Below are 15,187 nucleotides of genomic sequence, written 5' to 3'. Positions count from 1 at the left end.
CAATTGTACTGAATACAAAGTAATACGTGCGTTAATTCACATTTATATGGTTAACCCTTCCACTCCGTTGGAAGGCGGATAAGCTTTGACGCGCTTCACAATTTTTTCCCTGCTGACCTTTCACACTGATTCCAGTGTCTCAGACTGGAGTCCAATATGTTGGAATCAAGTAAAGTCCCGGCTCTTACTCGCGCAATCGACATCCTCAATTTGATCGCGCGTATTGGCCCATGCAGCGCGGCAATCATTATTGAAACGTTGCGTATTCCAAAAAGCACCGCGTACCTGCTGTTGAATGAATTAAAACGTCAGCGATTTATTAGCCTCGATCATCAGGAGAACTACTGCCTGTGGACTAAGCTCGTTGAATTGTCGGGTCATGCGCTCAGCAAGATGGATCTGCGGGAGCTGGCGCGTCCTCGTCTAACACAACTGATGGATGAAACCGGGCTGCTGTGTCACTTGGGGATCATCGACCACGAAAATGCGTATTACATACTGAAAGTGGAATCCTCATCCACTATCAGCGTGCGCTCGCATGAGGGGAAAAGCCTCTCTCTTTATCGTTCCGGCATCGGCAAATGCCTGCTGGCATGGCAGCCGGCCGCCGTACGCAAAGCCATTATTGAAAAAATGGTATGGGAGCGAGCCACGCTGACCACCATCACCGAGCCGCAACAATTGAATGATGAGCTGGAACGCATTCGCCAGCGAGGATGGAGCTTTGATAACGGGGAGGATTATCCGGATGTCCGCTGCGTTGCCGCACCGGTATTTAATGCCAGAAACGAACTGACCGCGGCAATTTCAGTGGTCGGCACGCGCCTGCAAATCAACGAAGAGAATCTAGATTATTTGGCCGGTAAAGCTATTGCCTGTGCCAAAGATATTTCACGCCTGTTGGGATGGAAAAGTCCCTTCGACTCACTCGCATCTTAAAATGGAGAATATTATGACTCTTCCTAAAATTAAACACGTTCGAGCCTGGTTTATTGGGGGCGCTACCGCAGAGAAAGGGGCTGGCGGCGGGGATTATCACGACCAGGGAGGAAATCACTGGATTGATGACCATATCGCCACTCCCATGAGCAAATATCGCGACTATGAGCAGTCTCGTCAGTCTTTTGGGATCAACGTGTTAGGGACGCTGATTGTCGAAGTAGAGGCGGAAAATGGGCAGACGGGGTTCGCCGTTTCGACAGCAGGGGAGATGGGCTGTTTTATCGTAGAAAAACATCTTAACCGGTTTATTGAAGGCAAATGCGTAAGCGATATCAAACTTATTCACGATCAGATGCTCGGCGCGACCATGTACTACTCCGGTTCCGGCGGTCTGGTGATGAACACGATTTCCTGTGTGGATCTGGCGTTGTGGGATTTGTTTGGCAAGGTGGTTGGGCTGCCGGTTTATAAATTGCTGGGCGGAGCGGTGCGCGATGAAATTCAGTTTTACGCCACCGGCGCACGCCCGGATCTGGCTAAAGAAATGGGCTTTATCGGCGGTAAAATGCCGACTCACTGGGGACCGCACGATGGTGATGCGGGGATCCGTAAAGATGCCGCGATGGTGGCGGATATGCGTGAAAAGTGCGGGCCGGATTTCTGGCTGATGCTCGACTGCTGGATGAGTCAGGATGTGAACTATGCGACTAAACTGGCTCACGCCTGTGCGCCATTTAATCTCAAATGGATTGAAGAGTGTCTGCCGCCGCAGCAGTATGAAGGCTATCGCGAATTAAAACGCAACGCGCCTGCAGGGATGATGGTTACCAGCGGCGAACACCATGGTACGCTGCAATCCTTCCGCACTCTGGCAGAAACCGGCATTGATATTATGCAGCCGGATGTTGGCTGGTGCGGCGGATTAACCACGCTGGTTGAGATCGCCGCGCTTGCCAAATCGCGCGGGCAACTGGTGGTGCCGCACGGTTCGTCTGTCTATTCGCACCATGCAGTTATTACTTTCACTAATACCCCTTTCAGCGAGTTCCTGATGACCAGCCCGGACTGCTCCACTCTGCGTCCGCAATTTGACCCGATTCTCCTGGATGAGCCGGTGCCGGTGAATGGACGCATCCATAAATCAGTGTTGGATAAGCCGGGCTTCGGCGTCGAGCTTAACCGTGACTGTCACTTGAAACGCCCTTATAGCCACTAATAACTCGTGCGTTGCCTTTGTACGGCAACGCCCTCATCCTGTTGAGGATATTGCTATGAGCATCACTTTACTTGACGGCGTAGTGAAGAAAAACCGCGCACGTTTAATTCCTTTTATGTTGGCGCTGTATGTACTGGCGTTTCTGGATCGTTCAAATATTGGTTTTGCCAAAGAGACCTATCAGATAGATACCGGGCTAAGTAATGAAGCCTACGCGCTAGGGGCCGGTATTTTCTTTGTGGTTTACGCTTTCCTTGGCGTACCGGCTAACCTGCTGATGCGCAAATTTGGCGCAAGAACCTGGATCGGCACGACTACCCTGCTGTGGGGCTTTCTCTCTGCTGCGATGGCCTGGGCGGATAGTGAAGCAAAATTTCTGATAATCCGCACGCTATTGGGCGCGGCGGAGGCTGGATTTTTCCCCGGCATGATCTATCTAACTTCACAATGGTTCCCGCAGCGTAACCGTGCCAGCATTATGGGGCTATTTTATATGGGCGCGCCGCTGGCGTTAACGTTGGGTTCGCCGCTCTCCGGCGCTCTGCTGGAGATGCATGGTTTTATGGGGCACCCGGGATGGTTCTGGATGTTCGTTATCGAAGGCCTACTGGCGATTGGCGCAGGGATATTCACCTTTTTCTGGCTTGATGACACTCCGCAGCAGGCGCGTTTTCTTAGCCTGGAAGAAAAGAACGCGCTTATCAGGCAACTGGCGAGCGAAGAAGAGAAAAAGGTCACGTCAAGGCTTGCGGATGCGCTGCGTAATGGACGCGTCTGGCAACTGGCTATTATTTATCTGACGATTCAGGTGGCGGTATACGGACTCATCTTTTTCCTGCCGACCCAGGTTGCCGCGCTATTGGGCACTAAAGTGGGCTTTACCGCTTCGGTGGTAACAGCGGTTCCCTGGGTGGCGGCTTTGCTTGGCACATGGCTTATTCCTCGCTACTCCGACCGTACCGGCGATCGCCGTAACGTTGCGGCAGTGACGCTACTGGCTGCGGGCATTGGCATTGGCCTGTCAGGTCTGGTTTCTCCGGTGCTCGCTATTCTGGCGCTCTGTGTTGCAGCAGTAGGATTTATTGCCGTTCAGCCCGTATTCTGGACCATGCCAACGCAGCTACTTTCCGGTACGGCTCTGGCGGCAGGAATTGGTTTCGTTAATCTGTTTGGCGCTGTGGGCGGTTTTATTGCCCCAATTCTGCGCGTAAAAGCGGAAACGTTGTTTGCCAGCGATGCGGCGGGCCTGCTGACGCTGGCCGGAGTCGCCATCATTGGCTCATTAATTATCTTCACGCTGAGCGTTAATCGTCCGGTGGCGCAATCTGGCGCTGCGCATCATTAATCTTATCTACGTTGTAAGGATCGCTATGAACGCATTGTTATCAAATCCTTTTAAAGAAGGATTACGTAAAGGGGATACGCAAATTGGTTTGTGGCTCAGTTCAACCACCTCTTATATGGCGGAGATTGCGGCGACGTCGGGTTATGACTGGTTGTTAATAGATGGCGAGCACGCGCCTAATACGGTGCAGGACTTGTATCATCAGTTACAGGCCATCGCCCCATACGCCAGCCAGCCGGTGATTCGCCCGATCGAGGGAAGTAAAGCGCTCATTAAACAGGTACTGGACATCGGGGCGCAAACGCTACTGATCCCGATGGTTGACACCGCAGAACAGGCGCGCCAGGTCGTTTCCGCTACCCGATACCCGCCGTTGGGGCAACGAGGCGTTGGCGCGAGCGTGGCGCGTGCGGCTCGCTGGGGGAGAATCGACAACTATATGGCACAGGCCAATGAGTCGCTCTGCCTGTTGGTGCAGGTTGAAAGCAAAGTGGCGCTGGAAAACCTTGACGCGATTCTGGAGGTTGAAGGCATTGATGGCGTCTTTATCGGTCCGGCAGATCTCTCTGCTTCATTGGGTTACCCCGATAATGCCGGACACCCGGAAGTGCAGCGAATCATTGAATCGTGTATTTATCGTATTCGCGCCGCCGGAAAAGCGGCGGGTTTTTTGGCGGTCGATCCGGCAATGGCGCAGAAATGTCTGGCGTGGGGCGCGAATTTTGTCGCGGTCGGGGTAGATACGATGCTCTACACCGAGGCGCTGGACAGCAGGTTGGCGATGTTTAAATCTGTTCAGTCAGTAAGCACGGCAAAACGTAGTTATTGAGAAAAATGCCGGATGGCACGTATGCCTTACGCATGCGTTTTAGCGCCTATCGGTATAGTCTGGCAATACGTCAGGAGGTTTGTGCGGTGATGGCGCTAAATATGCTGCGCCGTTGGCTTAATGGCGAGGACATTACCAGCGAGCATGGCTGGATAGACGTGGTTGAATCATTGACGGCATAGAACTTTTAGTGGGAAGGCCTGGCCTTCCCACCCTTATATACTTATAAATTCTTCGCAGAGCATCATTTCAGGATAAGAGCCTAATGGGATAGGCTCTAAGTACTCACCATTACTGGAGACTGTATTCATATATTTGCCGCCGGGTTTGGGTGTTAAATAGTGCTTGTTCTTCTACTGAAAGCGTTAAGAATTTTTCCGCAAATTCTCGTAGTGTGGTAACAGGATCGTTTTGTCCGGCATTCGATAAGAGTTGAATTGTATGGTAACAAAATAGACCACAGCCGTTGGGTACATTGTTCTGTAAATTCATTTCAATAAAATTAACCTCATCGCTTTCTGATATGCCTGCAATTTTTGCTGCTTCTATAATCTCTTGCTTAGTATTTTCATTTAAATCATAATAAGTATTAAATATAAGGCATTTTATTTTTTCTGCAAGTTTATAAAATAAACAGAGAAGCCAGTGATCTCCTGTATTTACCAGGAAGACTTCATTGTGAGATAATCCTGATTGAGCAATCTTTTCAAGTAGCTGAGTGCTTAATATATTTTCTTTGGTGGTAGGATGAATCAGCCCAATAGGATAGTTTACCGAGAGAAAAGGTGATTCTTGAACCAGACCTTGCGTTGCAGCTGCCAGCTCATCTGACGACAACATTCGCGCACTACACCAAAGATTTTCAACTCCTACCTGTTCTTGATCTGTCTGAGCGAACTGGTCGCCCATAATTTTATGTGCTATTCCTATTTTTTTAGAAAGGTCGGTTGTCGCTGAACCGGCCATATAAAGTAATCTGGAAGGGGCATGTAGCTTTTTCCACTCAGTATTATTTTTTGTTATATCGTTATTGGCGATTTGATGTAATACAAGGCAAGCCTGATTGATTTTTTTGTCTATATCTGGTGATCCCGATCTTTTTCCGCTAAAGAGATCAAAAAGTAATTTCTCAACTTTATGTCCCAGGTCATCGTTGCGTAACGCAAGATTGCATAACAGATCAATACAATTCTGATTACCGTTCTCTACTTCGCCAATCAACAACGCAAGCGCCTCATCGCTCACATCTTCTGAATATAAACTGTGAAATTGCGGTGTGCTCAATCGGTAAAGTGAATTTACACATATATTCATTTTGCTCTGTTTCCTGGTAGGTGAAAGTAACGAATATGATGTCATGTATAATTATTTGTAAAAATATTATTGTTAGTGGGAGATATATTAAATCAGGCATAGACCTGATTTTATTATTATTCACATAACACTCAATTATTATTGGAGATATTCAGTTATCCCCCTCTTTAAAGGAGGCTGGTAACGCGGCGATACAAGAGATATTGCTCTATAAACAGTAACGTCGTTATCTGTCATGCCACCGTGGGTTAGCGGTCATGGTTAACCAAATAGGGCAGGTTATTGCAAAGAGACATCCGCGTTTATACCCAAAATAATCCGTAGCCAACACATAAGCAACTTGAAGTATGAAGGGTATATGTCTGATGGAAAATCGTCCCTGGTGAGTAGGGTAATAGCGCCGGAGGGGCTCCGGCGCTATTTACTTAGCCGAGCGCCTGGGCCAGTAGCGTAATGGGGTGTTCGCAGCGTTTGCTTGTAGACATCTCAATTTGCCACTTACAGGTTTCACAATCGGTGACGATAATGTCGGCGCCGCTCTCTTCAATCTGGCGGAACAGTGGCGCGCCGATGGACTGTGATGTCGGATAGTTTTCCTTTTTAAATCCATACGTACCGGCAATGCCGCAGCACTGTGAATCAAGTACCGTCAATTCAAGCCCCGGAATTTGCCGCAACAGTTCAAGCGTGTAAAGCGTCCAGCCCATTTTTTCCATATGACACGGCGTATGGTAGACCACTTTCAGCGGTAAAGGATTAAGCGGCAGCGTTTTCCCGGCATCCAGTTTGCGCCATAGCCAGCGGGTGGCCAGCTCGATATGTTCGCGCAGCCCGGCGTTGTCCACGTCCAGCACTTCAGGATATTCATCGCGCAACGCAAACGTACAGGTGGATGACGTGGCGATGACCGGAATACCTTTGACGGCAATCGCCTCGCGTAGCGACTCCACATTGCTGATAGCCTGTTTGCGAGCTTTATCCGTAAAACCGTTAGCGATCAGCGGTACGCCGCAACACTTCTCTTTACTCAGTAACTGTACGCCAGTACCCATTGCGTTCAGCACCTTAATCAGATCTTTTCCGAGCTGCGGATGGTTGTAATTCACAAAACAGCCATGGAAAAAGGCGACCTGATCTTTGTATTTAGCCTGCTGCGCCGCCACGCTACGATACCAGCGGCGGAAGGTGCCGAAAGAGTATTTTGGTAAGGTGCGGCGATGATCGATTTTGAGCGCGTAATCAAGCAACTGGCGCACTGGCTTTAATGCGGTGGCGGTATTGACCACCGGCGCGAACGGCGTTGAAACGCTGCCCATCAGATCGGTATGGCTGAGAATAAAATTACGCAATGACGGGCGCGTCGTATCGTATTTCGCGCGGGCGCGCTGGATGATATCGCCAATCTTCACGTCCGACGGACAGGCGACCTCACACCGTTTGCAGTTAATGCAATATTTCAGCGCCTCATCATACAGTGCGCCGTCTTTCAGACGCAGGCGCTCGCCATCCGGTCCGGCCTGTTTAGGGCCAGGGTAGCCAGGATTAACGCGGCTGACCGGGCACGCGGTGGTGCACACCGTACATTTAATACAACTTTCAAAACGTGTGTCGCTCATTGCTGTTCTCCTGCACGCTCAGCGATATGGTGCGCGGCCTGGAGGGCGCTGACTGCGCAGACACCGCCGCCGCATCCCTCAGCTATAGGATCGAATCCCGCCAGCACAGAACCTATTGCATACAGATTTTCTACCGTGTTGCCCGCAAGGGAGGGGCGGAAGGCGTCATCCGTCACGACGCCAAACTGCTGCCAGGGCTGTGGGTCGAAGAAATGTTGTTGATACCATTCGGCGCGGGTGGCCGTTTGCTGTACGTCGAGCCCTAAAATAGGTTCGCGGATCCCTTCGCGCTCGGCAACCAGACCGCTACTAAAGAAGCTACCGCTGGCAAGTACGGCAAAACGCGGGCGCAGTGGGATATCGGCATGGTTGCGGGTCCATATTTCGCTCACGGTACCGCGACGGCAGGTGACTTTCTTCACTTCATCGCCCGGCATCCAGATGCCGCCCTGACGGACAAACTGGCGCTGGAGCTGATTGTGCAGACGAATACCGAGCACCGATGGCGGCAGCGTCGGCAGCAGCGTGAGCGCGCAGGGCAGACGTTCGTTAAGCCAGCGCCACAGCGTATCGTTCGCCAGCCCGAAACAGGCGGGCATGATGATCATGTCGCAGTTTGTCGCTATTGGCGACAGCGCGTCGTACAGCAGTGGCCATTTTTCTTCGTTATCAAGCAGACGCGCAATATTGACCGCGCGAAATTCCGTCGGGTTATCACGCAGTACGTCCAGTTCCGGAAGGTCGATTTCTGCGGTTTCCACGTTGAGGTCGCGTTGGCGCAGCGACGCTGCCGCAAGGTGCGCCTGGAAATCCAGTAATCCGCTAACGCCGACGACGCAAATTCGCTGTGCGGATAACGGCCAGACCGGTACTTCCGGCGAGCTAAGCCAGGTTGAACGCAATGTGCCAAGCGGCGTGACACGCTGGTGCGCCTGCTGTACGTCACCGTATAACTGCGCGCCGCTGGCGTTAAGTAGCGTTTGCGCCTGTTGCGCCAGCGTAAGGACTTTTTGCGCGCCTAAACGCGAATAAGGATGTTCAGGCGCCTGGCGGCACAGCGCATCAAGCCCGGCGGTAATGTCAGTCACCGGTTGGCCGTCGGGCAGGGCGCTGAGTAGATCCAGCGAGCCGGAGGAAAAATGCAGCGCGCTTTGTCCGCGGGTGACGATGGCGCAGCGTAATCCATGCTGCTGGAGTTGCAGTCCGCATAGCAAACCGGCGAGACCGCCGCCCATAATAACCGTATCAAATTTCATCCTGGTGCTCCTTCTCCAGACCGCATAATCCCTGATAAACCCAGCGCGTGAATTCGCTTTCGCGCAGCGCGTCTCCCCAGGCGACAGGTTGTACGCCTTTCCAGCGCTCATTCAGAAATTCAGAGAGTTGCGTAATAGATTGCGCCGCGGTCGTCACATTAAAACGCTGCAATAGCCCGGCCGCGCGGCAGGCGCATAGCTCGCCCTGGCAAGTGCCCATCCCTACGCGGGTGCGACGGCGCAGATCCAGCAGGCTGTTCACGGTTAAGTTTTCGACGGCATACTGCACTTCCCCCGCCGTGACGGCCTCGCATTCACAGACCAGGCTACGGTGTTGGCGGCCTTCACTCAGCCACCCCGGCGTGCGATCGCCATGCCGATAAACCGCCGATCCGCGTAGCGGCGCGGGAAGCGAGATAATGCGTTTCAGCGTATGTTCCGTAGACTCTTTTGAGCCAGGCAACGGCGTATCCGCCGTGATGCAGGGGCGAGTATTGCCCAACTTGCGGCACACGGCGTCGGTCGCCCATTCCGCCATCAGGCGGTAAGTCATTAGCTTCCCGCCGGTAATGGTAATGAAGCCTTCAAGCCCGTCGCGTTCGGCGTGGTCGAACAACACAATACCGCGGCTGACGTTACGACCGCTGGGATCGTCATCGCTGGCCACCAGCGGGCGGACGCCGGAATACGCGCGCAGAATACGCGTCTTCGCCATGACAGGGGCCAGTTTTTCCCCTTCACGCAGCAGGATATCGACTTCATCTGCGGTGACGCGGTTGCTGTCTATCTCATTGTAATCAATATGGGTAGAGGTGGTGCCGATCAGTGAAATCGTATCGCCAGGTACCAGAATGTCGGCATCCGATGGTTTCCGGCAGCGGTTAATGACATGCTGGTTGATCCGATGGTCCATGATCAACAGCGAGCCTTTCGCCGGGAACATGCGAATACTCAGGTCGGCGTATTCGGCGATCCGTTGCCCCCAGATACCTGCCGCATTGACCACCACCGGCGCGTGAAGCGTCTGGGTTTCGCCAGTGAGATGGTTGCGCACATGGACGCCGCAGACCGTTGCGCCTTCACGAATGAGCCCGGTCACTTCATGCGCCGTTAACACGATTGCGCCATGTTCTCTGGCATCCAGCATATTGGCGGCGGTAAGGCGGAAAGGGTCCACGGTGCCATCCGGCACTTTTACCGCACCGATGAGCGCAGGGTTAACGGAAGGTTCGATGATGCGAGCCTGCTGCGGATCGATGGCTTCAGCGCGAATGCCTGCCGCTTCACAGGCGCGAATAAAGGTGGCCTGAAACGCAAGATCATCTTCCGGCAACGTAATAAACAGACCATCCGTCGGTTCGACGCAATGGCGGGCGATCCGTTTTAAAATCTGGTTTTCACTAATGCACTCGCGCGCGGATTCCGCGTCGGTAACCGCATAACGAGCGCCGCTGTGCAGCAGCCCGTGGTTACGCCCGGTCGCGCCGGTCGCTATATCATGCCGCTCCACCAGAATGACACGTAAACCTCGCAGCGCGCAGTCGCGGGCGATCCCTGCGCCTGTTGCTCCACCGCCAATGATAATCACGTCACTTGTTTGCGAGTCGCGAGTTTTCATTGTTTTTCCTCACAGTTCGTTTTTTATCATTTAGCCATACAAATCATATGGAATGTTTGATTTCGCGCATAATCGCTCACTATTCGAAAATGAAACGTGATTTCGTGCGCCTTTCTGAACATTAGTCATAAATCTGTAACAATATGTGCTGTAATTCACATTAACGTGACGTATCTTTACTTAACATCGCGGCCACACTGGGAGCAGCGGGGTTGTTTGAACGAACTGCGGTGTTTACCTCTAAATAAAATATGGGCCACGGAGGCTACAATATGTTGAGTATTTTTAAACCAGCGCCGCATAAAGCGCGCTTGCCAGCGGCGGAGATTGATCCGACCTATCGCCGATTACGCTGGCAGATTTTCCTGGGGATATTCTTTGGCTATGCCGCGTATTATCTGGTGCGCAAGAACTTTGCCCTCGCGATGCCCTACCTGGTAGAACAGGGTTTTTCACGCGGCGATCTGGGCTTTGCGCTGTCCGGGATTTCCATCGCTTATGGTTTTTCGAAATTTATAATGGGTTCGGTGTCCGATCGCTCGAATCCGCGCGTTTTTCTGCCGGCAGGGTTGATTCTGGCCGCAGCAGTCATGTTGTTTATGGGCTTTGTGCCGTGGGCGACATCCAGCATCGCCGTGATGTTTGTACTGTTGTTCCTTTGCGGCTGGTTCCAGGGGATGGGGTGGCCGCCGTGCGGTCGTACGATGGTTCACTGGTGGTCGCAGAAAGAACGCGGCGGCATTGTGTCGGTCTGGAACTGCGCGCATAACGTCGGCGGCGGGATCCCGCCACTGCTGTTCCTGCTGGGGATGGCTTGGTTTAACGACTGGAAAGCGGCGCTCTATATGCCAGCCTTTGGCGCGATTGTGGTGGCGCTGTTCGCTTTCGCAATGATGCGCGATACGCCGCAATCCTGCGGTCTGCCGCCTATCGAAGAGTATAAAAACGACTATCCGGACGACTACAACGAAAAAGCGGAAGAAGAGCTGACTGCGAAGCAGATCTTCATGCAGTACGTACTGCCAAACAAACTGTTGTGGTACATCGCTATCGCCAACGTGTTTGTTTATCTGCTGCGCTACGGTATTCTCGACTGGTCGCCGACCTACCTGAAAGAAGTGAAGCATTTCGCACTGGATAAATCCTCCTGGGCCTACTTCCTGTATGAATACGCGGGTATTCCGGGCACGCTGCTGTGTGGCTGGATGTCGGATAAAGTCTTCCGCGGCAACCGTGGCGCGACCGGCGTGTTCTTTATGACCCTGGTGACTATCGCGACCATCGTTTACTGGATGAACCCGGCAGGGAACCCGAACGTTGATATGGCTTGTATGATTATCATCGGCTTCCTGATCTACGGCCCGGTAATGTTGATCGGTCTGCACGCGCTGGAACTGGCGCCGAAAAAAGCGGCGGGTACGGCGGCGGGCTTTACCGGTCTGTTTGGTTACCTGGGCGGTTCTGTCGCTGCAAGCGCCATTGTGGGTTATACCGTTGACTTCTTCGGTTGGGATGGCGGCTTTATGGTGATGATTGGCGGCAGCATTCTGGCGGTAATCCTGCTGGTGGTCGTGATGATTGGTGAAAAACGCCATCATGATGAGCTGCAGTTAAAACGCAACGGAGGCTAATAACATGAAAACCACACTGAAAAACCTTAGCGTGGCGTTAATGTTGGCAGGAATGACCATCGGAAGCGGCGCCGTGGCGGCTGAAAAAGTCGTTATCGCCCACCGTGGCGCCAGCGGTTATCTGCCGGAGCATACGCTACCGGCGAAAGCGATGGCGTATGCGCAAGGGGCAGATTATCTGGAACAGGATTTAGTGATGACAAAGGACGACCATCTGGTCGTCCTCCATGACCACTACCTTGACCGGGTGACTGACGTCGCTGACCGTTTTCCGGACCGGGCGCGTAAAGATGGGCGCTATTACGCTATCGATTTTACGCTGGATGAAATTAAATCCCTGAAGTTTACCGAAGGGTTTGATATTGAAAACGGCAAAAAAGTACAAACTTATCCGGGCCGTTTCCCGATGGGAAAATCTGATTTCCGCATTCATACCTTTGAAGAGGAAATTGAATTCGTTCAGGGATTAAATCACTCTACCGGTAAAAATATCGGTATTTATCCGGAAATTAAAGCGCCGTGGTTCCATCATCAGGAAGGGAAAGATATTGCCGCGAAAACGCTGGAAGTGCTGAAGAAGTATGGTTACACCGGCAAGCAGGACAATGTCTATTTGCAGTGTTTTGATGTCGCTGAGCTGAAACGTATTAAGAATGAACTGGAACCCAAAATGGGGATGGATCTCAATCTGGTTCAACTTATTGCGTATACCGACTGGAATGAAACACAGCAGAAACAGCCGGACGGTCGTTGGGTAAATTACAACTACGACTGGATGTTTAAGCCGGGCGCTATGAAGCAGGTGGCGGAATATGCGGACGGTATTGGTCCGGATTACCATATGCTGGTCGCGGAAGGCTCAACGAAAGGGAATATCAAGCTGACTGGAATGGTGCAAGACGCGCATCAGAATAAGATGGTAGTGCATCCTTACACTGTGCGTGCCGATCAATTGCCGGACTATGCCACAGACGTCAATCAGTTGTACGACATCCTGTATAACAAGGCGGGCGTCGACGGGCTGTTCACTGACTTCCCGGATAAGGCGGTTATGTTCCTGCAAAAAAATGACTAAAGGTTTGCCATAGTCGAAGTGACGCGCCGGATGAGGGCATAAACGCCTCATCCGGCCTGGCGCAACGTTTGCCAGCGTAAGTCTGGTAAACGCAATGCCATAGGCGGGGTTGTTTTATAGCAACCCCTCATCGGTCAGTGTTTCCATACATTTTTGTAATAAAAATAACGGACTTCCTTCTACCGGCGGTTCTTTTGCTAACAGGGAAATTTGTCGATAAAAGGTGGGTTCCAGCGCCACGGAGCATAATTTTCCTGTCGTGGCTTTTAAGGTTAATTCTGGCAATAAGGCGATACCTAATCCCTGGCGAATAAAATTCAGCGCAGTATCGGGATGGTTAAATTCATATTTAAATATCGGCTCAATACCCTTTTCTTTAAACAACGCCATAATGCTTAATTCATAACGACCTTTACTGACAATAAGTGGTTCGTCCATCAGTTCTTCGACCGTTACCGTACTATTGGCCGCCAGGGGATGATTTTCAGGCACCACTACGGTGAATTTATCCCGGTAAATGGGGACGCAATACATACCGTTGACCGGAAAAGGAACGAAACCGGCATCAATACTTCCGTCCTGCAGCGAATCAATAATAGCCGTACTGTTCTCTTCATAAGGGATAATTTTTACATTTGGATGATGGCTTTCAAAATAGCGAATGACGCCGGGTAAAATGCAGGCGCAGGCGCTGGGAAAACAGCCAATCCGTAGCGTACGGGCCGGGTTCTTTTTTTCTTGTTCGGCAATCTCTTTTACCGCGTTGACGTCGCGCTGGATCGCGCGTAAGTGCCTGACGATGCGGCTACCGGCGGCGGTAAGCTCAATCTCTTTACGACGCTCACGAATCAATATGTCAACGCCGAGCTCCTCCTCAAGCGCGGAGATGGCCTGGCTGACGGCGGATTGCGTCATGTATAGCCGTTTGCTGGCTTCGGTAAATCCGCCGTACTCCAGTACGGCAAGCAGGGCGTGGATTTGGGTTAGTGTCATTAGTAAAACCTAATCAATATAATTAAAACGATTAATTTTTCTAATAGAGTGCACTTGTTTATACTGTGATTCTATCGAATACATCACATTTTGACGCACCTGATAGGTGTTCAGTTGAGCTGAGCGTTGCCTGCGTGCGCCATCTGAGCGGGTCGTTAAGAATGAAAGAAAAATTATGGACGAAGGATTTTTGGGCTATCACCATAGTAAGTTTTATTATCTTTTTTGTTTTTTATGTACTGCTAACCTTATTACCCATTTATATCGCTGACCGCCTGCATGCTTCTGCAGATAAGGCAGGATTGCTAGTGACATGTTTCCTGGCCGCGGCAATTGTTATTCGGCCGTTTGCCGGACAGTGGGTGGGAAAATATTCGAATAAAAAGATTCTGGTGCTCTCTTCTCTGGCTTTTTTGGTGATTACCGCGCTGTATCCGGTTTGCCATTCTATCGAGTCGCTGCTCTTTATCCGCGTACTTCATGGGATTACGTTTGGTGTTATTACCACGGTAAAAGGAACTATTTCAGCGCGGTTAATTCCGGCCTCCCGACGTGGAGAGGGCATCAGCTTTTTCTCTTTAGCGATGGGCCTGGCGATGGTCGTCGGACCGTGGATCGGTTTGAATATGGCCCGCTGGAACGCGTTCACTGCCGCATTCTGGCTTTGTTCCGCTGTAGCGGCGTTAGGGATTGTACTTTCCCTGATTGTGACGGTCCCTCCGGTAATTCGTCATGCCGATGGTTCGAAACCGAATCTGGGTTTTGCCGCGATGTTTGACCGCGCCGCCTTGCCTTTTGCGCTGGTCACCTTTTTTATGACTTTCTCCTATGCCGGCGTATCGGCTTTCCTGGCGCTGTATGCGCGTGAGCTGGATTTAATGGCGGCGGCCAGTAATTTCCTGCTGTGCTACGCGATTTTCCTGATGATATGCCGTACCTTCACCGGGAATATTTGTGATAAAAAAGGGCCGAAATATGTTGTTTTCCCATGCCTGTTGGCTTTTACCATCGGTCTGGTGGCGCTGGGCTACACCAATGGCAGCATCATAATGATTATTTCCGGCGGTCTCATCGGTATCGGCTACGGTTCGGTCACGCCGGTTTTCCAGACGCAAATTATCAGCTCGGTTGAACCGCATAAAATCGGCGTGGCGAATTCACTGTTCTTTAACGCGATGGACGCCGGAATGGCGATTGGCGCCTTTATCATGGGAATGATGGTTGAGTCGGTTGGCTATCGTATGATTTATGTCGCTGGCGCGGTGCTGGTGGTACTCGCTGGCGCACTGTATGCCGTGCAGATGAAAAAACGTGGCGTGATGCCTTTGGTTTCCACCAGCGAGTTGCACTGA

The 15,187-nt window shown here is 51.6% G+C and carries 13 protein-coding genes; 8 read left to right on the top strand and 5 right to left on the bottom strand.

Annotated features, from left to right (window positions below):
• The first annotated feature begins 156 nt into the window (after positions 1 to 156).
• From ACLJRS_RS18305 to ACLJRS_RS18285, 5 genes are read left to right on the top strand one after another with little or no spacing between them, the layout of a single operon-like run.
• The gene (locus ACLJRS_RS18305) at positions 157 to 939 is read left to right on the top strand and encodes an IclR family transcriptional regulator (protein ID WP_000894173.1); all 783 of its coding nucleotides are present in this window, start codon (positions 157 to 159) and stop codon (positions 937 to 939) included.
• 13 nt (positions 940 to 952) lie between these two features.
• Positions 953 to 2,158 carry an L-rhamnonate dehydratase gene (gene rhmD, locus ACLJRS_RS18300; RefSeq protein ID WP_001530644.1) on the top strand — a complete coding sequence of 402 codons (1,206 nt, stop codon included), beginning with the start codon at positions 953 to 955 and terminating at the stop codon, positions 2,156 to 2,158.
• 55 nt (positions 2,159 to 2,213) lie between these two features.
• The gene (locus ACLJRS_RS18295) at positions 2,214 to 3,503 is read left to right on the top strand and encodes an MFS transporter (RefSeq protein ID WP_000028931.1); all 1,290 of its coding nucleotides are present in this window, start codon (positions 2,214 to 2,216) and stop codon (positions 3,501 to 3,503) included.
• Between the two features lie 25 nt (positions 3,504 to 3,528).
• Complete coding sequence (yfaU, locus tag ACLJRS_RS18290) at positions 3,529 to 4,332, top strand: 2-keto-3-deoxy-L-rhamnonate aldolase (RefSeq protein ID WP_000992943.1); 804 nt, start codon at positions 3,529 to 3,531, stop codon at positions 4,330 to 4,332.
• Between the two features lie 5 nt (positions 4,333 to 4,337).
• A complete protein-coding gene (locus ACLJRS_RS18285; protein WP_001112763.1) occupies positions 4,338 to 4,514 on the top strand; it encodes a hypothetical protein in 177 nt (58 codons plus the stop codon).
• A 109-nt stretch (positions 4,515 to 4,623) separates the two neighbouring features.
• On the opposite strand, the gene sseL is transcribed toward ACLJRS_RS18285, so the two are convergent.
• The 4 genes from sseL to glpA form a co-directional block, all read right to left on the bottom strand.
• Entirely contained in the window at positions 4,624 to 5,646 is a 1,023-nt protein-coding gene (gene sseL, locus ACLJRS_RS18280) for an SPI-2 type III secretion system effector deubiquitinase SseL (protein WP_001017739.1), read from the bottom strand.
• Between the two features lie 425 nt (positions 5,647 to 6,071).
• Positions 6,072 to 7,262: an anaerobic glycerol-3-phosphate dehydrogenase subunit GlpC gene (gene glpC / locus ACLJRS_RS18275; RefSeq protein ID WP_001285723.1), complete on the bottom strand. Its 1,191-nt coding sequence runs from the start codon at positions 7,260 to 7,262 to the stop codon at positions 6,072 to 6,074.
• The gene (gene glpB, locus ACLJRS_RS18270; protein ID WP_000667146.1) at positions 7,259 to 8,518 is read right to left on the bottom strand and encodes a glycerol-3-phosphate dehydrogenase subunit GlpB; all 1,260 of its coding nucleotides are present in this window, start codon (positions 8,516 to 8,518) and stop codon (positions 7,259 to 7,261) included. Before glpB ends, glpC begins: the two co-directional genes overlap by 4 nt.
• Positions 8,508 to 10,136 carry an anaerobic glycerol-3-phosphate dehydrogenase subunit A gene (glpA, locus tag ACLJRS_RS18265; RefSeq protein WP_000857295.1) on the bottom strand — a complete coding sequence of 543 codons (1,629 nt, stop codon included), beginning with the start codon at positions 10,134 to 10,136 and terminating at the stop codon, positions 8,508 to 8,510. The genes glpB and glpA overlap by 11 nt, the downstream gene beginning before the upstream one ends.
• Before the next feature lie 272 nt (positions 10,137 to 10,408).
• On the opposite strand from glpA, the gene glpT reads away from it, so the two are divergent.
• Both glpT and glpQ read left to right on the top strand, forming a co-directional pair.
• The gene (glpT, locus tag ACLJRS_RS18260) at positions 10,409 to 11,767 is read left to right on the top strand and encodes a glycerol-3-phosphate transporter (RefSeq protein ID WP_000948739.1); all 1,359 of its coding nucleotides are present in this window, start codon (positions 10,409 to 10,411) and stop codon (positions 11,765 to 11,767) included.
• Positions 11,768 to 11,771: 4 nt separating this feature from the next.
• The gene (glpQ, locus tag ACLJRS_RS18255) at positions 11,772 to 12,842 is read left to right on the top strand and encodes a glycerophosphodiester phosphodiesterase (protein WP_000858952.1); all 1,071 of its coding nucleotides are present in this window, start codon (positions 11,772 to 11,774) and stop codon (positions 12,840 to 12,842) included.
• Positions 12,843 to 12,956: 114 nt separating this feature from the next.
• Here the strand turns inward: glpQ and ACLJRS_RS18250 are convergent, their stop codons facing one another.
• On the bottom strand, positions 12,957 to 13,835 hold the full coding sequence (locus ACLJRS_RS18250) for a LysR family transcriptional regulator (protein ID WP_000176719.1): 879 nt from the start codon (positions 13,833 to 13,835) through the stop codon (positions 12,957 to 12,959).
• Between the two features lie 161 nt (positions 13,836 to 13,996).
• On the opposite strand from ACLJRS_RS18250, the gene ACLJRS_RS18245 reads away from it, so the two are divergent.
• Positions 13,997 to 15,187 carry an MFS transporter gene (locus ACLJRS_RS18245; protein ID WP_000660245.1) on the top strand — a complete coding sequence of 397 codons (1,191 nt, stop codon included), beginning with the start codon at positions 13,997 to 13,999 and terminating at the stop codon, positions 15,185 to 15,187.

The sequence above is a fragment of the Salmonella sp. SAL00670 genome (assembly GCF_046552235.1).
Classification (GTDB): domain Bacteria; phylum Pseudomonadota; class Gammaproteobacteria; order Enterobacterales; family Enterobacteriaceae; genus Salmonella; species Salmonella enterica.
This window is presented reverse-complemented; position numbering and strand designations above follow the sequence as displayed.